Annotated in this window: 27 protein-coding genes; 23 read left to right on the plus strand and 4 right to left on the minus strand. The window is 44.7% G+C overall.

Annotation, left to right across the window (positions count from 1 at the left end; translation table 11 throughout):
• Positions 1–44: 44 nt before the first annotated feature.
• The 13 genes from FS666_RS16540 (at position 45) to sufB (ending at position 10,344) form a co-directional block, all read left to right on the plus strand.
• Positions 45–413, plus strand: a complete 369-nt coding sequence (locus tag FS666_RS16540) for a group II intron maturase-specific domain-containing protein (RefSeq protein WP_390615204.1) — start codon at positions 45–47, stop codon at positions 411–413.
• A gap of 299 nt (positions 414–712) precedes the next feature.
• Positions 713–1,537 (plus strand): MotA/TolQ/ExbB proton channel family protein, encoded by an 825-nt coding sequence (locus tag FS666_RS16545; protein ID WP_244943941.1) that lies wholly within the window; start codon positions 713–715, stop codon positions 1,535–1,537.
• On the plus strand, positions 1,524–2,279 hold the full coding sequence (locus FS666_RS16550; protein ID WP_144461451.1) for an OmpA family protein: 756 nt from the start codon (positions 1,524–1,526) through the stop codon (positions 2,277–2,279). The genes FS666_RS16545 and FS666_RS16550 overlap by 14 nt, the downstream gene beginning before the upstream one ends.
• Before the next feature lie 85 nt (positions 2,280–2,364).
• Positions 2,365–2,730 (plus strand): arsenate reductase family protein, encoded by a 366-nt coding sequence (locus FS666_RS16555; RefSeq protein ID WP_120074541.1) that lies wholly within the window; start codon positions 2,365–2,367, stop codon positions 2,728–2,730.
• 70 nt (positions 2,731–2,800) lie between these two features.
• Positions 2,801–3,184 (plus strand): glycine cleavage system protein GcvH, encoded by a 384-nt coding sequence (gene gcvH / locus FS666_RS16560; RefSeq protein WP_120074543.1) that lies wholly within the window; start codon positions 2,801–2,803, stop codon positions 3,182–3,184.
• 302 nt (positions 3,185–3,486) lie between these two features.
• Entirely contained in the window at positions 3,487–3,840 is a 354-nt protein-coding gene (locus FS666_RS16565) for a toprim domain-containing protein (protein ID WP_120074545.1), read from the plus strand.
• A gap of 8 nt (positions 3,841–3,848) precedes the next feature.
• Positions 3,849–4,166, plus strand: coding sequence for a thioredoxin family protein (locus tag FS666_RS16570; RefSeq protein ID WP_144461453.1), 318 nt, complete (start codon positions 3,849–3,851; stop codon positions 4,164–4,166).
• A gap of 123 nt (positions 4,167–4,289) precedes the next feature.
• On the plus strand, positions 4,290–4,448 hold the full coding sequence (locus FS666_RS20730; RefSeq protein WP_483409538.1) for a YuzK family famiily protein: 159 nt from the start codon (positions 4,290–4,292) through the stop codon (positions 4,446–4,448).
• Between the two features lie 708 nt (positions 4,449–5,156).
• On the plus strand, positions 5,157–5,939 hold the full coding sequence (gene sufC / locus FS666_RS16575; protein ID WP_144461455.1) for a Fe-S cluster assembly ATPase SufC: 783 nt from the start codon (positions 5,157–5,159) through the stop codon (positions 5,937–5,939).
• Positions 5,940–5,956: 17 nt separating this feature from the next.
• Positions 5,957–7,267: a Fe-S cluster assembly protein SufD gene (gene sufD, locus FS666_RS16580; protein WP_144461457.1), complete on the plus strand. Its 1,311-nt coding sequence runs from the start codon at positions 5,957–5,959 to the stop codon at positions 7,265–7,267.
• Entirely contained in the window at positions 7,267–8,496 is a 1,230-nt protein-coding gene (locus FS666_RS16585) for a cysteine desulfurase (RefSeq protein WP_144461459.1), read from the plus strand. Before sufD ends, FS666_RS16585 begins: the two co-directional genes overlap by 1 nt.
• The gene (gene sufU, locus FS666_RS16590) at positions 8,486–8,923 is read left to right on the plus strand and encodes a Fe-S cluster assembly sulfur transfer protein SufU (RefSeq protein WP_144461461.1); all 438 of its coding nucleotides are present in this window, start codon (positions 8,486–8,488) and stop codon (positions 8,921–8,923) included. Before FS666_RS16585 ends, sufU begins: the two co-directional genes overlap by 11 nt.
• A gap of 20 nt (positions 8,924–8,943) precedes the next feature.
• Positions 8,944–10,344 (plus strand): Fe-S cluster assembly protein SufB, encoded by a 1,401-nt coding sequence (gene sufB, locus FS666_RS16595; RefSeq protein WP_144461463.1) that lies wholly within the window; start codon positions 8,944–8,946, stop codon positions 10,342–10,344.
• A gap of 113 nt (positions 10,345–10,457) precedes the next feature.
• Here the strand turns inward: sufB and FS666_RS16600 are convergent, their stop codons facing one another.
• Positions 10,458–10,637 carry a hypothetical protein gene (locus FS666_RS16600; RefSeq protein ID WP_144461465.1) on the minus strand — a complete coding sequence of 60 codons (180 nt, stop codon included), beginning with the start codon at positions 10,635–10,637 and terminating at the stop codon, positions 10,458–10,460.
• A gap of 636 nt (positions 10,638–11,273) precedes the next feature.
• Between FS666_RS16600 and FS666_RS16610 the strand changes: the two genes are divergently transcribed.
• The 7 genes from FS666_RS16610 (at position 11,274) to FS666_RS16640 (ending at position 16,795) form a co-directional block, all read left to right on the plus strand.
• A complete protein-coding gene (locus FS666_RS16610; protein WP_144461467.1) occupies positions 11,274–12,116 on the plus strand; it encodes a DUF72 domain-containing protein in 843 nt (280 codons plus the stop codon).
• 18 nt (positions 12,117–12,134) lie between these two features.
• Positions 12,135–13,490, plus strand: a complete 1,356-nt coding sequence (locus FS666_RS16615; protein ID WP_144461469.1) for a bifunctional metallophosphatase/5'-nucleotidase — start codon at positions 12,135–12,137, stop codon at positions 13,488–13,490.
• 118 nt (positions 13,491–13,608) lie between these two features.
• A complete protein-coding gene (locus tag FS666_RS16620; RefSeq protein WP_144461471.1) occupies positions 13,609–13,911 on the plus strand; it encodes a YunC family protein in 303 nt (100 codons plus the stop codon).
• Positions 13,912–13,969: 58 nt separating this feature from the next.
• On the plus strand, positions 13,970–14,746 hold the full coding sequence (yunB, locus tag FS666_RS16625) for a sporulation protein YunB (RefSeq protein WP_120074568.1): 777 nt from the start codon (positions 13,970–13,972) through the stop codon (positions 14,744–14,746).
• Between the two features lie 26 nt (positions 14,747–14,772).
• The gene (locus FS666_RS16630; protein ID WP_186306596.1) at positions 14,773–14,976 is read left to right on the plus strand and encodes a hypothetical protein; all 204 of its coding nucleotides are present in this window, start codon (positions 14,773–14,775) and stop codon (positions 14,974–14,976) included.
• 182 nt (positions 14,977–15,158) lie between these two features.
• On the plus strand, positions 15,159–16,679 hold the full coding sequence (locus FS666_RS16635; protein WP_144461473.1) for a sodium-dependent transporter: 1,521 nt from the start codon (positions 15,159–15,161) through the stop codon (positions 16,677–16,679).
• On the plus strand, positions 16,679–16,795 hold the full coding sequence (locus FS666_RS16640) for a methionine/alanine import family NSS transporter small subunit (RefSeq protein ID WP_144461475.1): 117 nt from the start codon (positions 16,679–16,681) through the stop codon (positions 16,793–16,795). The genes FS666_RS16635 and FS666_RS16640 overlap by 1 nt, the downstream gene beginning before the upstream one ends.
• Positions 16,796–16,831: 36 nt before the next feature.
• On the opposite strand, the gene FS666_RS16645 is transcribed toward FS666_RS16640, so the two are convergent.
• Both FS666_RS16645 and FS666_RS16650 read right to left on the minus strand, forming a co-directional pair.
• A complete protein-coding gene (locus FS666_RS16645) occupies positions 16,832–17,806 on the minus strand; it encodes a M23 family metallopeptidase (RefSeq protein ID WP_186306595.1) in 975 nt (324 codons plus the stop codon).
• Positions 17,807–17,881: 75 nt separating this feature from the next.
• Positions 17,882–18,520 (minus strand): YhcN/YlaJ family sporulation lipoprotein, encoded by a 639-nt coding sequence (locus FS666_RS16650; protein WP_144461477.1) that lies wholly within the window; start codon positions 18,518–18,520, stop codon positions 17,882–17,884.
• A gap of 116 nt (positions 18,521–18,636) precedes the next feature.
• Between FS666_RS16650 and FS666_RS16655 the strand changes: the two genes are divergently transcribed.
• Positions 18,637–18,912 carry a YutD family protein gene (locus FS666_RS16655; RefSeq protein WP_120074578.1) on the plus strand — a complete coding sequence of 92 codons (276 nt, stop codon included), beginning with the start codon at positions 18,637–18,639 and terminating at the stop codon, positions 18,910–18,912.
• Between the two features lie 72 nt (positions 18,913–18,984).
• Here FS666_RS16655 and FS666_RS16660 read toward each other — a convergent pair whose 3' ends face one another.
• A complete protein-coding gene (locus FS666_RS16660) occupies positions 18,985–19,299 on the minus strand; it encodes a cytosolic protein (RefSeq protein ID WP_144461479.1) in 315 nt (104 codons plus the stop codon).
• 112 nt (positions 19,300–19,411) lie between these two features.
• Here FS666_RS16660 and hepT point away from each other — a divergent pair, with 112 nt between their 5' ends.
• The gene (gene hepT, locus FS666_RS16665; RefSeq protein WP_144461481.1) at positions 19,412–19,849 is read left to right on the plus strand and encodes a type VII toxin-antitoxin system HepT family RNase toxin; all 438 of its coding nucleotides are present in this window, start codon (positions 19,412–19,414) and stop codon (positions 19,847–19,849) included.
• A gap of 22 nt (positions 19,850–19,871) precedes the next feature.
• Entirely contained in the window at positions 19,872–20,636 is a 765-nt protein-coding gene (locus FS666_RS16670) for a 5' nucleotidase NucF (protein ID WP_144461483.1), read from the plus strand.
• Positions 20,637–20,782: the final 146 nt, after the last annotated feature.

A 20,782-nucleotide genomic window follows, 5' to 3' on the forward strand; every position in this document is an offset into this window, starting at 1 on the left:
AGCTATTTTAAGAAAAAGATAGATTAAGAGTAACTATGTCCAAAATTCGGGGGTTAATCCGCTATCCAATGGAGTACCGGATAGAGAAACTGAATCAGTATCTCATGGGCTGGTGCGGATACTTTGCGCTGGCTGACACGCCAAGCGTCTTCAGGAACTTTGATTCGTGGATAAGAAGAAGACTCCGTATGTGTATATGGAAGAATTGGAAGAAACCAAAGACAAAGGTGAGAAAACTCATTGGACTCGGTGTTCCGCCGGGGAAAGCATATGAATGGGGCAACTCACGCAAAAGTTACTGGAGGATATCCAAAAGTCCTATAATGCATAAAAGCCTCGGAAACTCCTATTGGAATTCCCGAGGGCTCAAAAGTCTATTATCACGTTATGAAACTTTGCGTCATCCATCTTAATTGAACCGCCGTATACCGACCGGTATGTGCGGTGGTGTGAGAGGTCGGGGGTTAGTCACCCCCTCCTACTCGATTTTGGATCTAATGGAACTCGTGCAATTCTGATCCGGATTCGTGCAATTGAGCATGGGATTCATGTAATCCCGGCCAGGATTCGTGCAATTAAAATAACCCCACACTATCCCCGAACGAATCCCTCCGATTGATGACTCCGCCACTCGCTCATTCCCCCTGTTAAAAATATTTTCCGCAAACCGATATTAAGGATAGTGGCATTACAGAAAGAAGGTGCATCATCTGTGTTCAGGAAGGATATACTGACACCCATTGGAATTATATTAGGTTTTGCGGTGATATTTTTTGCCATCTACCTTGCAGGGGGCTATGACAGCTTTTTAGTCTTTATCAGCTTTTCCTCCTTCATCATAGTTTTTGGAGGGTTGTTTGCTTCATTATTTGTAGGTTTTGGTGCGAAGGAAGTAGGCAGTATGTTAAAAGTATTACATACAACCTTCAGGCGCAAGGAAGTGCCGATCCAGGATTTCATCAACAATCTTGTGCAACTGGCAAGGACTTCAAGGGTCGATGGGATGATTAAGGGGCTTGAAAGGGAGCGGGAAAGGACGGCTGATCCGTTCATTCAAAAAGGTCTCCGCCTCGTCATTGATGGGTATGAAGAAGATATGATACGGAAAATTATGGAGATGGACATCCGGGCCATGGAAAAAAGGCATGCCCGCGGCCAGCAGCTGATTACGAAAGCCGGTGAGCTGTCGCCGGCTTGGGGAATGATTGGAACCATCGTGGGCCTGGTCCTTATGCTCCAGCAGCTTGACAGTCCGGGGGAATTGGGACCGGCGATCGCCGTGGCGTTGATTACAACATTTTATGGAGTGATTACGGCAAATCTTGTATTTATTCCGATCGCCAACAAGCTGGTTCTTCTGACGGAAGAGGAAGTCTTTTTAAAAGAGGTCGTCATTGATGCGCTGATCAGTATACGCAACAACGAAGGGCCTACAATCTTAAAGGACAAATTGCAAATGTTCCTGACGGAAAGCAGCACACAGGAGCCTATGATTATCGATGATTATGCAGGAGAAGGCGCACATGAACAGAAATAAGTTTGAGGTGCCGAGAACAAGCCAGCCATGGCTGGTCACTTTTGCCGATTTGTTGATGGTCATCTTGATCCTTTTCGTTCTTTTGTATTCTTATTCCGATGCTGATTTTGATTCCGTTACGAATTCCTTTCAAAACCATAATCGCAGTTCGGGTCCCGAAGGGGGCGGAGCGGGCGATGGCGAAGAAAAGTCTTCAGATGAGGAAAAAGATTCAACTGACAGCGAAAAGACTGTTCCAAAGGAATATGAAGATCAGCTGGAAGAAATGATAAAACGGGAAAAACATATCAAAGAAATTTTAGATTATGTAAAAACGTACGCCATCGAACATGATTTGGAAGATAAGATGACAGTGACTCCAACAGAAAAAGGAATCGAAGTCGTACTCCCGGAAATCATGCTTTTCCCTTCGGGTAAAGCTGATCTGATAAAAGAAGCAGAGCTGTTTTTAAATGATATGGCGCCGCTGTTGGCGGAGATTTCCAATATCATTGAAATTGAAGGGCATACGGATAACCGTCCGATCTCGACCGAGCGCTTCCCTTCCAACTGGGATTTGTCCACGGCAAGGGCCAATGTTGTTATCCGCTATTTGACTGAGGAGCATAAGCTTGATGCCGATCGCTTCAAGGCTGTGGGTTACGGTGAATATCAGCCGATCTCTTCAAATGATACTGATGAAGGGAGAAGCAAAAACCGCCGCGTCGTTCTAATCATATCGAATGAGAATTTCCCTAAATAGGATTATTTTAGAAAAGGTTTTTTGCAAGAGATGTCGAATATAGGGATTATAGTGAAGTATGATTTATAAAAAGGAGGGTGATTGAATGCCGCTTGACGTATATTCATATCCGCGCTGCGGAACTTGCCGCAAAGCAAAGAAATGGCTGGATGATCATGATGTGGATTATAATGAGATACATATCGTAGAAGAGCCGCCGTCAAAAGATAAGCTGAAAGATTTATATGAAAAAAGTGGATTGGAATTGAAGAAGTTCTTCAATACAAGCGGCCAAAAGTACAGGGAGCTCGGTTTAAAAGACAAAGTCAAAGAGGCCCCGGAAGAAGAGCTGCTTGAAATACTTGCATCAGACGGAATGCTGATCAAACGCCCGATTGTCACAGACGGACAGAAAGTTACAGTTGGTTTCAAAGAAGAAACGTTTGATGAAGTATGGAATAAAGGGAAGTAAGAGCGTTTTCTTGCTTTCAAAATGCTCTTTATGTACATTAAAATGAGAAAAAGATGATGGAGGGATTTGTATGAACACACCGGCAGAGTTACGTTATTCGGAAGAACATGAATGGGTAAAAGAAGAAGGGGAAAAAGTGCGGATCGGAATTACCGATTTCGCTCAATCTGAGCTTGGAGATATCGTATTTGTTGAACTTCCTGAAGTTGGAGATGAAATTACGGCGGACGAGCCTTTCGGCAGCGTTGAATCAGTTAAAACTGTTTCCGAATTGTATGCGCCGGTCAGCGGAAAAGTTGTTGAAGTAAACGAAGACCTTGAAGACAGCCCGGAGTTTGTCAACGAATCTCCATATGAAAAAGCATGGATGATCGTAGTTGAGCCTTCAGATACAAGCGAATTTGACAACTTGATGTCTGCAGAAGACTATGTAAAAATGACAAGCGAAGAATAAAAAGAAAAGCGGAAGGCGGCTGCCCAGGGGCGACAAGCGCTGGCCGCCGACAAACGCCACATCCTGTGGCGTCGGTGGCACTAGGACATCCTGTCCGTCGGAGGAAAAAACAGTGAAGGCGGTTTTTTGCCTTCATTGGTTTTTCCGAAGCGACCTCGAGCCCTTGCCGCCTGAGGCTGGACAAAGGAAAAGCAGAGGGCTCCAATGCGCCCAAAGCCAGATTAATATCATAAAATGCGCCTTGGATTTCAGTTCCCAAGGTGCATTTTTTTCCAAAGATGATAAAAGCGGGGTCGCAGACAATGAATCCACAATCAAATATCGCCATTATCGTCGAGGGGCTGTCCGACAAGAAAGAAATTATGAAGGTAGTCAGGGAGCCTGTTGAAATCATTTGTACGAACGGGACGATCGGCCTGTCAAAATTGGATGAACTCGTAGAGGAACTGGAAGGAAGGGATGTATTCATTCTGGTTGATTCGGACGCTTCCGGAGACAAACTCCGCAAGCAATTGAAGCGAGAATTCCCATTAGCCCGGAATCTATATATTGACCGCAAATTTAAAGAAGTGGCAACCGCCCCATTGGAGCACCTCGCACAAATTTTATTAAGAGCCCGAATTGATGTCCATGCCCAGTATCTTCATAAAGGATGAATTGTTTCATGGAAGAATGTAATAAATCAGATATCATCGACATCATGTCCAGGCAGGAATCTGCCTTCATTTACTTTTATACACCCTTGTGCGGGACTTGCCAGGTGGCAGGGCGTATGCTGGATATTGTGGAAAAAATGACCGGAGTGGCATTTGCAAAAGCCGATTTGAATTATATGCCAGATTTGGCCATGGAGTTAAAAATTGAAAGTGTCCCTTGTCTTTTAATCCTCCAGGATGGTTTGCCGGCAGAGAAAGTTTATGCTTTCCGGTCTGTTCCCAACATGCTTGGAATCGTGCAAAAGTACCTTGGCAAAGGCCACTAATTTAAATTCCATGTTTAATTTTGAATCTTTAGGGAAAACGATTGGTGTGCGCAAAAGGCGTCCACGAAAAAACGAAAGGAATGGTTTTTTATCAATCCCCTAAAGATTCAGTACACAAATGATATGGAAAAAGCACTTCACGGAGCCCACGGAATCGGTTACGAAACGTACAGGCGAGATTGCGAAAAAAGAATCGAGATTGAAAAAAGGCGTGAAGAAGAGTACGTGGAGTCGCAGATAGTGGCAGCGAACATAGGTGGAGGCCTTTCGTCAGGAGCATAATATTATCAGGCCGATCTGTTTAAAATATACAGATCGGCCTTTTTTACTGAGTTTAAGATGTTTTAGCTTTAAAATTTTGAACAAAGCCTTTTGTTGTCTAGCTTCGACGGACAGGAGGTCCTAGTGCCGCCGGCGCCACAGGACGTGGCGCTTTAAGGCGGCCAGCGCCTATCGACTAGCAGACTTCGCACCTAGTGTGCTCCTGCGGCGCAGCTTATTCGAGGATGTTTGGCGAACATCATAGCAAAGCTGCACGAGGCCATTTCAAGTAGTAGCTTTCCTACGATAAGTCAACATCGGCTCCGACGCACAGGATGTGCTAGTGCAGGCGAAGCGACAGGACGTCGCTGCTTGAGCCTGCGTTCCTCGCCGTGTTGTCTGGCTGCGAGTGCCATCGGCTCGAGGTCATAAGCCAATCGCTGCTGAAGGCAAACTACGCCTTCTTCAGCGCTCGTCTTATGCTTGTCGCCGATAAGCAGGCACTCTCGCACTTCCTTATCCTTTATCTCGTCGGAGGCACTCCAGTCTGTACGTCGATGGGCAAGGCGCTTCCGCTTTTCTTATTTGAGAAAGTTCTCAAATATAATAAGGGATAATTCAATCCGGGCGTGCGCTTGTTGATAATTATTTTAAAATGCGATAAGATGATAACTGAGAAACAAATGATAAAGAGAGAACATATATTTTCTATATTTGGAGGTAATGAGGATGGCTTCAACGTTGACAATCAAAGATCTTAATGTGTCTATCGACGATAAAGAGATCTTAAAAGGTGTAAACATTAATATAAATGGTGGAGAAATCCACGCCGTCATGGGTCCCAACGGAACAGGGAAATCCACTTTAGCCTCAGCTATCATGGGACACCCAAGATATCAAGTGACAGGCGGAAGCATTATGCTTGACGGGCAAGATGTCCTTGACATGGAAGTGGATGAGCGTGCAAGAGCCGGGCTGTTTTCGGCTATGCAATATCCGAGTGAAATCAGCGGAGTGACAAATGCGGAGTTTTTAAGAACTGCAATCAACGCACGCCGCGAAGAAGGCAAAGAAATCTCTTTGATGAAATTCATCAAGCAAATGGACAAGCAAATGGAACTGCTTGAAATGGACCCGAATATGGCTCAGCGCTATTTGAATGAAGGGTTCTCAGGCGGGGAAAAGAAACGCAACGAAATTCTTCAATTATTAATGCTTAAACCGAAATTTGCAATCCTGGATGAAATTGATTCAGGTCTAGATATAGATGCATTAAAAGTAGTTTCCAAAGGAATTAACGAAATGAGGGGCAGCGATTTTGGATGCCTCGTGATCACCCACTACCAACGGCTTCTCAACTACATCACACCGGACTTTGTGCATGTCATGATGCAAGGCAGGATCGTCAAATCCGGCGGCCCTGAACTGGCGCAGCGCCTGGAAGCGGAAGGCTATGACTGGGTTAAGGAAGAGCTTGGAATCGAAGATGAGACTGTTGGCCAAGAAGCATAAGTGGTAGGGGGATTGAAATGACAATTGATACGAAAATGACTATAGATCAAGAGTACATTCGTTCTTTTTCTAGCAAAAACGATGAGCCGGAATGGTTTGCAGAATTAAGGATCCAAGCGTTGGAAAAGGCCGAAGGCCTGCCAATGCCCAAACCGGACAAAACAAGAATCACAAATTGGAATTTCACTGAGTTCGCCAAACATGGAGCTGAAGGCAGCACGTTTGAATCGCTGGCTGATTTGCCGGAAGCTGCCAAGTCAGTTGTTCATGTTGATGAAGCTGGCCAGAACTTGTATATTCAACATAATCAGAAGCCGGCTTATTTTTCTCTGTCTGATGAGTTGAAGAAGCAGGGGGTCATTTTTACTGACCTGTTTACAGCTCTGCGTGAGCATGGAGATCTTGTAAAAAAATATTTCATGACGGATGCGGTGAAGGTCGAAGAGCATAAACTGACAGCTTTTCACACTGCCCTTGTCAACGGTGGAGCGTTCTTATATGTTCCTAAAAATGTGGAAGTGAAGGAGCCTATTCAGGCTGTTTATCTATTTGATGACAAAGAAGCGGCAATGTTCAATCACGTCATTGTCGTAGCGGATGACAACAGTTCCGTTACTTATGTAGAAAATTATTTGTCAACGGATGAAGAAGTGAACGGCATTGTCAACATCGTGTCTGAAGTGTTTGCCAATCAGAACGCGAAAGTGGCGTATGGCGCAGTGGATACGATTGCCCAAGGTTCTACTGTTTATGTGAACCGCAGAGGCATTACCGGACGCGATGCCGAATTGGATTGGGCGCTCGGTATGATGAACGATGGGAATACCATTGCTGAGAACACGACAAACCTGATTGGGCAAGGCTCAAAAGCGGACGCGAAGACAGTAGTCGTCGGAAGGGGAAAACAGACCCAAAACTTTACGACAAGCGTCGTTCACTTTGGCAGAAACACAGAAGGTTTCATATTAAACCACGGAGTTATGAAGGATGCGGCAACTTCCATCTTCAACGGAATCGGAAAGATTGAAAAAGGCGCATCGAAAGCGAATGCCGAACAGGAATCACGCGTATTAATGTTAAGTGAAAAAGCAAGAGGGGACGCCAATCCGATCCTGCTTATTGATGAAGACGATGTAATGGCGGGACATGCGGCGTCTGTCGGACGTGTCGATCCAATCCAGCTCTTTTACATGATGAGCCGCGGCATTTCCAAAACAGATGCAGAGCGTCTTATCATCCATGGTTTCCTTGCACCTGTCGTGGAAAAACTCCCTATCGAAGCTGTAAAAAGCCAATTGACAGAAATCATCGAAAGGAAAGTGCGATAATGAAAGCGAGCGACGTACGGAAACAGTTTCCCATTCTTGATCAAGAAGTAAATGGACATCCGCTCGTATACCTGGACAGTGCGGCGACTTCACAGAAGCCTGTCCAGGTCATTGAAGCCCTCGATGAATATTACAGGGGATACAACTCTAATGTTCACCGGGGAGTTCATACACTCGGTACAAGAGCTACGGATAAATATGAGGGAGCCAGGGAAAAGGCAAGACGTTTCATCAATGCCTCTTCCACTGAAGAAGTCATTTTTACCCGAGGCACAACAACAGCGATCAACACGGTTGCGGCGAGCTACGGCCGGGCAAATGTAAACAAGGGCGATGAAATCGTCATTACTTACATGGAGCACCACAGCAATATCATTCCCTGGCAGCAGCTCGCGAAGGAAAAAGGCGCGGAGCTCAAGTTTATTCCAATGCATGAAGATGGCTCCATCAATATGGAAGAAGCGAAAAACACAATTACGGACAAGACGAAGATCGTTTCAACAGCGCATATTTCCAATGTCCTTGGGGTCATCAACCCGATCAAGGAACTGGCTGCCATTGCACACAGCTTTGGTGCGGTGATGGTCGTTGACGGAGCCCAGGGCGCTCCCCATATGAAAGTGGATGTCAGGGACCTTGATTGCGATTTTTACACTTTCTCAGGCCATAAAATGTGTGCTCCGACCGGCATTGGAGTATTGTATGGGAAGAAAGAGCATTTGGAAAAGATGGAACCGATCGAATTTGGCGGCGAAATGATTGATTTCGTTGGGTTGTATGATTCCACATGGAAGGAGCTTCCCTGGAAGTTTGAAGGGGGTACTCCGATTATTGCAGGAGCCATCGGCCTCGGGGCTGCCATTGATTTCTTAAACGAAATCGGCCCTGAAGCCATTTTGGAGCATGAACATAAATTGGCTGCCTATGCTCTTGAAAAAATGTCTGAGATTGAAAATCTGACGATCTATGGGCCGCTTGAAGCAGAAAAGCGCGCCGGTGTCATCACGTTCAACATCGAAGGCGTCCACCCTCATGATGTTGCAACTGTCCTTGATGCTGAAGGCATTGCGGTACGGGCTGGGCATCATTGCGCACAGCCGCTCATGAAATGGCTGGATGTATCGGCAACAGCAAGGGCAAGCTTTTATATATATAACACCGAACAAGACATTGACAGACTTGTTGAAGGCCTTGTTAAAACGAAGGAGTATTTCACGAATGTCTTTTAATAATCTTGACAATCTCTATCGGCAAGTGATCATGGACCATTATAAAAACCCGCGGAACAAGGGAAGTCTGGAAGACGGGAGCCTCACTGTCGATATGAACAACCCTACCTGCGGGGACAGGATCCATTTGACGATGAAAGTAGAAGGCGGAAAAGTGACGGATGCCAAGTTTGAAGGGGAAGGCTGCTCCATTTCAATGGCTTCTGCCTCCATGATGACCCAGGCAGTCATCGGACAGGATACGGGAACAGCACTGAAGCTTTCGGAAATATTTTCGGAAATGGTCCAAGGGAAAGACTTTGACGACGAGGATTTGGATCTTGGCGATATAGAGGCGCTGCAGGGAGTATCCAAGTTTCCGGCGCGAATCAAATGTGCGACATTGGCATGGAAAGCGTTGGAAAAAGGAATTAAGGAACACCATTAGAAGAATGGAGGAATGGATGAATGGCTAAAAATGCACCTCAAATAGGCGGCGAATATAAATACGGCTTTAGGGACAAAGACGTTTCCATTTACCGTTCAGAGCGCGGATTGACACGTGAAATTGTTGAGGAAATCTCAAAGATGAAAAAGGAGCCCCAGTGGATGCTAGATTTCCGTCTGAAATCACTTGAGCATTTTTACAAAATGCCGATGCCGCAGTGGGGCGGGGATTTGAATTCCCTCAACTTTGATGAAATCAGATACTATGTAAAACCGTCCGAGCATACGGAGCGTTCATGGGATGAAGTGCCGGAAGAAATTAAACAGACTTTTGACAAGCTCGGTATTCCTGAAGCGGAACAAAAATGGCTTGCAGGGGTTTCCGCCCAGTACGAATCAGAAGTCGTTTACCACAACATGAAAGAAGATCTTGAGAATATGGGGATCGTCTTTAAAGATACGGATTCCGCTTTACAGGAAAACGAAGAAATCTTCAAGGAGCACTGGGCAACAGTGATTCCTCCAACCGACAATAAATTTGCCGCATTGAATTCGGCAGTCTGGTCCGGGGGATCCTTCATCTACGTCCCGCCTGGAGTAAAAGTGGATACGCCGCTTCAAGCCTATTTCCGGATTAATTCAGAAAACATGGGGCAGTTTGAGCGTACGCTGATCATTGTTGACGAAGGCGCACATGTTCACTATGTTGAAGGGTGTACAGCGCCAACTTATACAACAAACTCGCTTCACAGTGCAGTTGTTGAAATCATCGTCAAAAAAGATGCTTACTGCCGCTATACAACGATCCAAAACTGGGCGAACAACGTATACAATCTTGTTACGAAGCGTGCGGTTTGCCATGAGCGGGCTACAATGGAATGGATCGACGGCAACTTCGGTTCAAAATTGACGATGAAATATCCTGCTGTCATTTTGAAAGGCGAAGGGGCAAGAGGTTTGACGCTTTCCATCGCGATGGCGGGTAAAGGACAGCATCAGGACTCAGGTGCGAAAATGATGCACTTGGCTCCGAATACGACGTCCTCCATCGTTTCCAAATCCATGTCACAGCATGGCGGAAAAGTGACGTACCGCGGAATCGTCCACTTCGGCCGCAAAGCCGACGGTGCGCGTTCAAACATCGAGTGCGACACAATGATTCTGGACGACAAATCGACATCAGATACAATTCCTTACAATGAAATTTTAAATGACAACATTTCTTTAGAGCACGAAGCAAAAGTTTCCAAAGTCTCCGAAGAGCAGCTCTTCTACTTGATGAGCCGCGGAGTCAGCGAGCAGGAAGCGGTAGAAATGATCGTCATGGGCTTCATCGAGCCATTTACCAAAGAACTTCCGATGGAATACGCGGTTGAAATGAACAGGTTGATCAAGTTCGAGATGGAAGGTAGTATCGGCTAGGGGTATATCAATGATTAAACGGTATCTAATCGCGATATGATACACGTTTGATACCGTTTAATCAAATATACGCATCACTTCATGCTTGAGGCAGTGACTATAATGATAAGGAGTTAGTCCACCGAAAATATAATCATCTTCATTGAATCCGTATATTTTTTCTGCGGATTCTTTTTTATTTCTATCAGCATTTTATGGACCGAATTAGGGATCGGAATGACCGCTTCACTTGCTTTTGTCTTTACGGCGGTTTCTTCCTTTTTATTGATGTCCCAAGCTTTTTGATGTTCCAAGCTTTGTTTATCTTGCTTGCTATCAAGGTGGAAGAGGGTATTCTTAGCCCTCTTGCCACACTATTTTCCAAATACCCAATAAATGTATGGCATCTTTAAGGAGTTTACCAGCAACGAAACGGCGGTCTATGTCTTACAATTTCATTTCTAATAACAGGTCTATGAATGTGTTTAGGTACATCTACAATGTGTAGACGATTAACATGAACAACTGGATGGATGATTGGTTGTGGACGGTGAACAAAACGATTATGGACCCTGTATCTTGGAGGACAATGGATTGGTCTATTATGAGGAAACATTTATTTTACACCTCCCTTATACTTATAAGTCATTAAATGTTTCATTGCCTCTTTTTGAAACGGACAAATATATCACTATGGACATAGATAGGTTAAAAATGGTTCATGATCTAAGAAATGGAAATTGCAATTAAGCTATTTTATTTCCCAGTACGGGAGCGGTGTGGGGAGTAGGTTATGTGAAATTAAAAGAAGAGATATGATTTATTTGAACATAACACATTATCCGTCCCGGGATAATCCGGAAGGTTTTTTAATTTTTATCAAAGGGAATATAATGGATAATATTATTAATGAATTTCTAATCATGCTACACTGAAAGCAGGTGATGTACATGATTTATATTGGAGTGACCGGTTGGGGAGACCATGACATTTACCCGAAGGGAATGGCTTCACGCGATAAATTAAAGGAATATGCGGCACACTTTCCGGCTGTGGAAGTGGATGCGTCCTTTTATGCGGTTCAGCCTGCCCGCAATGTGGAAAAATGGGTCAATGATACGCCTGCTGATTTTCGTTTTGTCGTCAAGGCTTATCAGGGCATGACAGGACATCAGCGGGGAGAAATCCCGTTTTCTTCAAAAGAGGAAATGTTTGAAGCGTTTAAGGAATCGCTTGCACCGTATAGGGAGAGCGGCAAGCTTGCGATGGTCCTTTTTCAATTTCCGCCGTGGTTTGATTGCCGGAAGGAAAACGTCGCTTATTTGCGGTATTGCCGTGAGAAAATGACTGGATACCCGGTTGCGCTTGAGTTTCGAAACCAGTCTTGGTTTTCGTCCAATTTCCGTTCACAAACCTTAACGTTCATGGAAGCCGAAGAGTGGATCCACAGCATCTGTGATGAGCCGCAGGCGGGGGAAGAATCAGTTCCGACAGTCCTCAAGGCTACCGATAAGGAGAAAACACTTGTCCGCATGCACGGAAGGAATACCGCTGCATGGATGAAGCCGGGCGGGAAGAATTGGCGGGAGGTCCGCTATTTATATCGCTACAACCAAGAGGAATTGCTCGAATGGAAGGAAAATATCCTGAAGCTGCAAAAGCAATCGAAGGACATCTATGTTCTGTTCAATAATAATTCCGGCGGAGATGCTGCCGGGAATGCAAAGGATTTTATTCAATTGATGGACATAGAATATAAAGGACTTGCTGCCAAACAGCTGGATTTGTTCTGACTGATAGGAAGTGTATTTGTGAGAGAAAAAATTCATATATACCATACGAATGACGTCCACAGCCATTTTGAAAAATGGCCGAGGATCAGGAAGTTTTTGAAAGAAAGAAAAGCTCTTCATGAAGCCAACGGGGAAGACGTTTTTATTTTTGACTGCGGCGATTTTGTTGACAGATGGCACTCCTTTACAGAAGGGACTCTTGGAAAGGGGAATGTGGAGCTGCTGAATGATGCAGGGTATACTGCAGTCACTCTAGGCAATAATGAAGGACTTACATTGCCGCATGATGTTTTAAAGCATCTATATGATGAAGCTGAATTTGATGTATTAGCGGCAAACCTGTATTTGCCGGGCGGAACAAGGCCTTCATGGGCTCTGCCTTATCAAATTTATAAAACCTCAAAAGGAACCAAAATAGGAGTTACTGCAGCAACAGCCTATTACCGGCCTCTATACAAACTGTTGGGCTGGGAACTGTCTGAACCGCTGTCGGAGCTGGAGAACCAAATTGCCGAGTTACAGAAACAGGCTGACATCATCATCGTATTATCCCATTTAGGCATGCACGATGATCAAAAAATTGCAGAGAACAATCCGCGAGTCGATTTAATTTTAGGCGGCCATACCCACCATGTTTTTATGAACGGAAAAAAGGTGAATCATACAACTTTGTGTGCTGCCGGAAGATACGGGGAATATATCGGCTATATTGAGGGTGAAGTTGATACGAAAAACTTCAACGCTTCCCTTTTCGAAACCGCCGTTTTGGACAACCCTCCAAATGCAGCAGAATATATTAAAGATTTGGATGAAATCGGAAAAGATTTGCTGCAAACCGAGGTGGTCACACTACCTGAACCTCTGGATTATTCCTGGCTGGAACAATCCGATTTGCCGGCCATAATGTGCGAGGCATTGTACAAATGGTGCAAAGCAGATTGTGCCCTCGTCAATTCCGGACTCATTCTTTCTGCGCTTGAGAAAGGCGTGGTGACGAAGTATGATTTGCACCGAATGCTCCCGCATCCAATCAACCCATGTGTCGTAGAACTTTCAGGCGCAGAGCTTCAAGAGGTTCTTGTCAAAGCCGAAGAGAGCGGCTTATCTGAACTTGAGTTTCAAGGACTGGGATTCAGGGGTGTCATGATGGGGAAATTTGTTTACCATGACATAGAGTACGGCAAGGACGGCGGGTCCATTAAAATTGCCGGAGCTCCTTTAGTCCGGGATAAAATATATAATCTGGCAACTTTGGACATGTTCACTTTTGGCGTATTTTTGCCGCCTATAAAAAACGCGAGAAGAAAAATATACTATTTACCGGAATTTGTCCGCGATCTGATGGAATGGGAATTGAAACAAAGGTATAAGTGACATTCCAGTTACCCCTCGGCAACAAATAATCAGTTGGAAAAACATATTGTAACTTAATTCGCCCTGTGCACTATTGATCCGCCCTCTCATATAATGGGTACCGGAAGGGGTGGATTGGATGGTTAGTATTGAGCCCGTGATAATTGACGAGCATATGTTTGTCGCTTCCACTGTTCGTTTGCCGAAAACAACGCTGCTTACCGTATCAAATGACCGAGGATACATCATGTGCGGTGCTCTTGATGTCGGGCTGTTGAACAGCAAGCTGAAAGACCGGGGGATTATTGCCGGGAGGGCAGTCGGTGTGAGAACGATCGAGCAGCTCCTCGATGCACCGCTGGAATCTGTGACGCTTGCTGCCAGGGAGCTTGGTATCACTCCGGGAACGAAAGGCCGGGAAGCTTTGCTTAAAATGATCTAAATAAACGTGCGCTATTCCCCCCCTTGTACGCATATGTTTGTATAAGGGGGGATTATGATTGGCTCGATTTCGTACACGCAAATACCGGCGGGGGCCATTGCCTTTCCGTTATGTCCTGTTAATATCATTTGTTTTTTTTATTTTTTCCACAGCCGCTGGATTGTGGATTGTGAATAAAGGGATTAAACCGACTTTATTAAACTATGCGGAGTCCCAAACCCGTAAAATTGCGCCGATGGTAGTAAGTAAAGCGGTCAAGGATGTCATTCCCGAGGTAAAAGATTTAAGGGAGATTACGGAGATTGTTCCGGATGGAGTTGGCGGAAAGACTGTCCAGTTCAAGACCGACATTATCAATGAAACCCAGGCAGACATCTCCAAAGCGATCCAAATGAATTTAAGGCAGGCAGAAGCGGGAGACCTTGCTTCATTTTACGAGGAGACGGGTGTGCAATTTTCATATGATGAAACAGCAAAAGGGGAAGGGATTGTATATTCTTTTCCTTTGGGCCAGGCGACGCACAATGCCCTGCTGGGAAATCTTGGCCCCCGGATTCCAATCAGGTTCACTCCCGTGGGCAGCGTGAGTACGAATGTGGAGACGAAAGTGGAGCAATATCCGATTAATAATATGTTTGTAACAGTGTCTGTCCGTGTCAGCGTTAATGTCCAAATCATTATCCCATTCGGTACAGAGCAGACGAAAGTAGAGCAAGAGGTGCCGATTGCAATCGGATTATATCCGGGTGAGGTGCCGCAATTTTGGAACAACAGCGGGACAATGAACCCGTCCATCCAATATCCGGGTACGCCGGGTATACCAAAGACACCATAGTGGTCTCAAGGATTATTTTTAATGACATGGACCACGTCATAACCCAACTTCCGTATGCTTTGATATCGGCATTGATTGCGGGTATGGGGTTTGTTGCCATGGGGTTGACGGATAATGGATTGATGGGACTTGCTGCAGTGGCCTTGCTGTTGGCCATTTTTGCCCTGGCTTTGAGAAAAAACAAAGTGCCGCAAAAACAGACAGTAATGGAAGAAAGTCCTGGAAGGTAGAAGGCAGCTTTTTGCTGCCTTTTTATTTATATTAAAATAGTTTTAATATAAAATTTATATAGAGTTTATGCATAATTTCGTTTTGACAAAATAAGAATGAATAGATATACTATCTTTATAGTTTGAATAATATTCAGACTTTTTACTCAAGAAAAACTTATTTTAAAGAGGGGGTATTTTAAATGGAGAATCGTGCGCAATTTAGTTCGAGAGCCGGTTTTATATTTGCCGCTGTAGGTTCTGCGATTGGACTTGGAAACATTTGGCGTTTCCCGGCTGTTGCGTATGATAATGGAGGAGGAGCCTTCTTTCTTCCTTACTTGTTTGCCTTGTTGACGGCCGGAATTCCATTGCTGATTTTGGAGTTTACGATCGGCAACAAATACCGGGGATCTTCACCGCTTTCCCTGGCAAGAGTCCGGAGGGGCGGAGAGTGGATCGGCTGGTGGCAAATCGGCATTTCATTCGTTATCGCCACATATTATTCAGTCATTATTGCCTGGGCCCTGGCTTATACCTATTTTTCCTTTAACATAGCTTGGGGCAGTGATACAACGAACTTCCTTGTCGCGGACTATTTGAAAGTGGGCGACACGGCTTCCATGGGCAGCTTCGTTCCCGGCGTACTAATTCCACTAATTTTAGTTTGGATCATCGTATTGGGGATTTTATTTGCAGGGGTTAAAAAAGGGATTGAAGCAGGAAACAAAATCATGATTCCGTTGCTTGTCGTATTATTTACGATAATTGTAATTCGTGCCCTTACATTAGATGGAGCGGTTGAGGGATTGAACCAGTTCTTTAAACCGGACTGGAGTGCAATCGGAAACGGAAAGGTTTGGGTTGCCGCATACGGACAAATTTTCTTCAGTTTATCCATTGGTTTTGCCATTATGATTACTTATTCAAGCTATTTGCCGAAGAAAACCGACATTACAAACAGCGCTTTTATTACGGGTTTTGCGAACTCAGGTTTCGAGCTGCTCGCCGGTTTCGGCATATTTGCGGCATTAGGATTTATGGCGGCACAACAAGGTGTCGGTGTCAATGAGGTTGTACAAGGCGGAGTGCTGCTTGCGTTTTCAGTCTTTCCGACCATCATCAACGAGTTGCCCGGCTTCCAGCAAGTTTTTGGTATTTTGTTCTTCGTATCGCTGGCACTTGCAGGGTTGACATCACTGATCTCCATTGTAGAGACGTATATGGCAGGTATTCAGGAAAAATTCAATGTTTCAAGAAACAAAGCGGTCGCTTTTGGGGGCGGGTTGACAGCGATTGTATCCCTTGCCTTCGCTACACAAAACGGCTTGAACCTGCTTGATGTTGCCGACTATTTCATTAACCAATTTGGAGTTGCGATGGCTGGCCTGTTCGAGGTAATCTTTATCGCATGGTTTGCAAAACAGTTGAAACCGCTTCAGTCTTATGCAGATGCTGTTTCAGATATCAAATTGGGTGCCTGGTGGAGAATTTCATTATCGGTCATCACTCCGGTAGTTCTCGGCTATATGATGTTTGACAACTTGCGTCAAAACCTTGTCGGAGATTATGGCGGGGGTGACTATCCGCGCGAATTCCTGTTTAAATACGGATGGACCGTTGCACTCGGTGCAATGTTCTTTGGTATCCTGATGTCATTGAAACCATGGAAAGGCCATGATCTCGATTATGAGTCTGAGATTGACGAAAGGGAGGTAGGATAATGAGCGGCAGCGCAATTGCAATGATGATTATCGGAGTTGTTATTATTTGGGGCGGGTTTGGAGCGAGTGTCGCTTGGGCAATCTCTAAGGCAAACGAAGCGAAAAGAAGAGCTTAAATATTCAATGAAGCTTTGGGTACGCATCCCAAAGCTTCATTTTTTTCTTTCGGCCCGTTCCCACGCTTTTAAATGGGGATAAGGGTCAAATGACCATTCGTTAATCCCATTGTCCTTGTACATCCCGAAATGAAGATGCGGAGGAAACTTTCCGGCTGTTCCGGGAGGACCGTATCCTGAGCTCCCAACACTGCCGATGACCTCACCGGGTTTTACAACGTCTCCAATTTTCAAACCCTTGGCAAAGCCATTTAAGTGGGCATAGTAATGGTAGGTGTTGTTCAAATCCCTGATGCCAACCCGCCAACCCCCAAATTTATTCCATCCTTTTAGTTCCACAACACCGTAAGCAACTGCCCGGACAGGGGCGCCATATCCGGCAAAAATATCGGTTCCTTCATGGATTCTCCGGCCGCCCCATCCGCGGCGGTCTCCCCACGTATTATGATACGTATAGTTAAAGCCTTTTGGGATGGGAAATGATTTTTCATCCAGGTCAATCCGGCCTATTTTCCTATAAACTTTCGCATTGGCCATAATGGCTCCGACGGTCTTATCTCTTTTGTAATAATTCCATAAAGCAATTCGGAACCTGGTGTCATCTACCCCATATTGGGCCAGGTAATTTCCGATTGTAAATAAAACGTCTTCTTCATTATTGAGGTCTGCTTTTCCATCGCCGTTACCATCCTGTCCAAATCCATTGAAAAAACTGATGGACAGTGGATTGACATCCTTATCATCGGGATTGGCGAAGCCTTTCCAATATTCGGGCTGAATGTATATACCGGTCAGGCCGCCTGGTTTCGGCAAATCTTTTCTGACATGCCGGATACTGCGTTCGTATTGGTCTACGGCAGCTATATAAAACCATGGAACTCCTGTAGTCATTTCTGTCCTTTTATACAGCTCCATTCTTTTTTCATACATCTCAGACTGCGTCATTTCGCCTGCCTCAGCCGATATCCCCGAAAAAAATATCATGATCGCCAAGAGTAAAATAACTCTCAAATGAACCGACACCTCCTTTTCTTCATTTGCAGAAAAACAAGCAGGCCCATGAAAATCACGGGCCACATATAAAGGCTATCTTGAGTTGATCATTCGGTCTTCTTTTGTTTCCCCATTCTCATTTTCTGTGTCACTTACCTTTCGTCCTTGGGGGGAACTTTCTTTCATCATCCGTATAGTGTCTGTGATCGCTTTATTTTTATTCGCTGTATAAGGATTAATGGAACCGATATTTTCAACATATTGCCTTAAAGCCGGATCATCTGTAACATATACGTGGTACCAGCGCGGAACTACAGACATGGCTGTTTTCTTTACCTGGTCAGCTGTCTCAAACCTCGTTTTATTATCCGTTTCGCTTAGCTTATAGGAAATCAATACCTCCGCGTCTGTTACCACGACACTGCTGTCGAGGACATTTGGGAGTGCAACGGTCATTTTGCTGATCATGCTGGCGGTTTTTTCCCTATCCAAAGCATCACCGCGACCAATATCCGCTGTCTCGCCCGGAACCGGGCTTTTAACCTCGCGCACAAAGCCGTATTTATTATTGTTATTTGAACGGTTATATAAATCGTGCCTGTCATCTCTGTTGACCGTGTTCCCGCTTTCTTTGTAAACCGCATCATTATTTGCGGTCTGGCGCTCATTAGCCGCACAGGCACCCAATATCATGACGCTTAGGACAATCGATGCAACCCCTGTTGTTTTCAAAAAATACACCTCCTCTATAGTAGGATGTGCGGTAATGCAGTTTTTTTACTAGAAATTGTTGCCGTTTCAGTTATAATTTAAAGAAGATGATGAAATAAACTAAGCGGGTGAGATAATTGGTTGCGATACAAAATAAGCAATACGAGCTTGTTGAAGAATTCAGGGACGGCTTCAATGAGGAAGCGTTAAGAGCCCGCTTCAGCGATATATTGATCAAATATGATTACATTGTCGGTGACTGGGGATATGGCCAGCTTCGTCTGAAGGGTTTTTTTTCAGATGACAACCATAAGGCATCATTTGATACAAAGATCAGCACTTTATCGGATTATCTTTATGAATACTGCAACTTTGGCTGCGCGTATTTTGTATTGAGAAAGGTGGATAAATAAGAAAAGCGGAGGTGCCTGTACCCCCGTTCCATGAAAAATGGCCAAGCAAAGTCTTGGCCATTTTTTGCCGGGTCAGCTGTCTTCGTATGGCGGTTCCGTGTCCCGGTTTGGGTCGTCATGTGTCGGATGGGCACCCGGGAACTTCCGGGGCCTGTTTTGGTGCATGGACTTGAATTCGTAGTTAAAAGCACTGTAAGGGCGCTGCCCTTCTTTCCAAGGAGTGGATTTATTTTCAACGCGAGTATGTTTTCCTTTCGGCGCCCCAAAAGATCCTTCGGGAAGCTCCTCTGGAATAAGGAAATTTCTACGTGTTTCCACAGTGGAAACATCTGTATATGTGAATTCCTCTTTGTCGAGATGATCGCCGTCCCGGCGTGTTTCATCCATATGAGTGACCACCTTTTTTATGTTTAAATTGCCCTTGTCCGCTGCATCTATTCGTCCACCGCCCATTTATTTGATAAAATAGTGATAATAACTCATGGAGGTAATCGGAACCGTGTATTTTGTTGATCGTGAAAAAATAGAAAAAACTTTGATGTATATGGAAAGACAGATCCAGCTGTTTAAAGAGAAAAAAGAGTGGGAGTCAATGGTTGAAAAAAACGCGCTTGAAAGAATTGCGCAAACTGTCATCGAATCCATTCTTGATACCGGCAACGCCATGATTGATGGTTTTATCATGAGGGATCCGGGAAGTTATGATGATATCATTGATATTCTTACTGATGAAAAAGTTATTACAGATGACATGAGCGAAAGCCTTAAAACCGTTATTAATTTTCGTAAGATGCTTGTACAGCAATATATTGAGGTTGACCATGGACAGGTGCAATCGATGCTGAAGGAAGAAATCAACGCCCTTAAACAATTTGCGCCAAAAGTAAGGGAGTATTTAACAAACGAATTGGGGCCTGTATCAGCATTTAAAAAGTGATGTTTGGAAAGGGGGGATTCCGGTGAAAAAGTATGAAGGCTATCTGATTGACCTGGACGGCACAATGTACCGGGGCAAAGAAAGTATTCCTGAGGCTGTCCAGTTTGTAGCCCGTTTAAAGAAAAAGGGAATTCCCTATTTATTTGTCACTAATAATTCCTCGAAAACGCCCGGTCAAGTGGCTGATCATTTAAATCATTTTGGAATTGAGGCGAAAGAGGAGGATATATTTACAACCTCCATGGCAGCGGCAGATTATCTATATGAAAACCATTCTGACGCGTCAATTTATGTTATTGGGGAAACAGGGCTTATATCCGCCTTGCAAGAAAAAGGCCTCAATCTGACAGACAAGGATCCGGAGGCGGTCATTATGGGAATTGACCGTAAAATAACATATGAAAAGCTGGCGAAAGCCTGCCTTTTCGTCCGGAACGGAGCCTTGTTCTTTTCCACGAATGGCGACACAGCGCTGCCGACGGAAAAAGGATTGCTTCCGGGTAACGGGGCGATCACGTCTGTTGTGTCTGTTTCGACTCAAACGGAGCCCATATTCATAGGCAAGCCACACTCCATCATTATGGAGCAGGCTTTAAAAGTACTTGGCACTCCTAAAGAAAAGACGCTCATGGTCGGCGATAATTACGACACGGACATTTTGGCAGGCATTAATATTAAAATGGACACGCTTCTCGTCCATACAGGTGTAACGACAAAAGAAGCTTTGGAGATGAAAGAAAAACAGCCGTCATATGTATTGAATTCGTTGGCTGAATGGCAAGTTTAAAATCCCCCGCAAGCACGGGGGATTTCTTAAAGCAAAAGGAAGTATAAGCTGATATGAAAATTTTTTTCAAAAGAAGCCTTTCCTTGTCCAGCTCCAGCGCCCAGCGACTAGCAAACTTCACACTCCTTTCCTCGAAAAAGCTTCGC

It is taken from the genome of Siminovitchia fortis (genome assembly GCF_007681465.1).
GTDB lineage: Bacteria > Bacillota > Bacilli > Bacillales > Bacillaceae_C > Siminovitchia > Siminovitchia fortis.

What these genes read in the sequence shown, in the direction of transcription:
- FS666_RS16550 (WP_144461451.1), top strand. Translation starts at nt 1,524, where the DNA reads ATGAACAGAAATAAGTTTGAGGTGCCGAGAACAAGCCAGCCATGGCTG.
- FS666_RS16555 (WP_120074541.1), top strand. Translation starts at nt 2,365, where the DNA reads ATGCCGCTTGACGTATATTCATATCCGCGCTGCGGAACTTGCCGCAAA.
- gcvH (WP_120074543.1), top strand. Translation starts at nt 2,801, where the DNA reads ATGAACACACCGGCAGAGTTACGTTATTCGGAAGAACATGAATGGGTA.
- FS666_RS16565 (WP_120074545.1), top strand. Translation starts at nt 3,487, where the DNA reads ATGAATCCACAATCAAATATCGCCATTATCGTCGAGGGGCTGTCCGAC.
- FS666_RS16570 (WP_144461453.1), top strand. Translation starts at nt 3,849, where the DNA reads ATGGAAGAATGTAATAAATCAGATATCATCGACATCATGTCCAGGCAG.
- FS666_RS20730 (WP_483409538.1), top strand. Translation starts at nt 4,290, where the DNA reads ATGGAAAAAGCACTTCACGGAGCCCACGGAATCGGTTACGAAACGTAC.
- sufC (WP_144461455.1), top strand. Translation starts at nt 5,157, where the DNA reads ATGGCTTCAACGTTGACAATCAAAGATCTTAATGTGTCTATCGACGAT.
- sufD (WP_144461457.1), top strand. Translation starts at nt 5,957, where the DNA reads ATGACAATTGATACGAAAATGACTATAGATCAAGAGTACATTCGTTCT.
- FS666_RS16585 (WP_144461459.1), top strand. Translation starts at nt 7,267, where the DNA reads ATGAAAGCGAGCGACGTACGGAAACAGTTTCCCATTCTTGATCAAGAA.
- sufU (WP_144461461.1), top strand. Translation starts at nt 8,486, where the DNA reads ATGTCTTTTAATAATCTTGACAATCTCTATCGGCAAGTGATCATGGAC.
- sufB (WP_144461463.1), top strand. Translation starts at nt 8,944, where the DNA reads ATGGCTAAAAATGCACCTCAAATAGGCGGCGAATATAAATACGGCTTT.
- FS666_RS16610 (WP_144461467.1), top strand. Translation starts at nt 11,274, where the DNA reads ATGATTTATATTGGAGTGACCGGTTGGGGAGACCATGACATTTACCCG.
- FS666_RS16620 (WP_144461471.1), top strand. Translation starts at nt 13,609, where the DNA reads ATGGTTAGTATTGAGCCCGTGATAATTGACGAGCATATGTTTGTCGCT.
- FS666_RS16630 (WP_186306596.1), top strand. Translation starts at nt 14,773, where the DNA reads ATGGACCACGTCATAACCCAACTTCCGTATGCTTTGATATCGGCATTG.
- FS666_RS16635 (WP_144461473.1), top strand. Translation starts at nt 15,159, where the DNA reads ATGGAGAATCGTGCGCAATTTAGTTCGAGAGCCGGTTTTATATTTGCC.
- FS666_RS16640 (WP_144461475.1), top strand. Translation starts at nt 16,679, where the DNA reads ATGAGCGGCAGCGCAATTGCAATGATGATTATCGGAGTTGTTATTATT.
- FS666_RS16660 (WP_144461479.1), bottom strand. Translation starts at nt 19,299, where the DNA reads ATGGATGAAACACGCCGGGACGGCGATCATCTCGACAAAGAGGAATTC.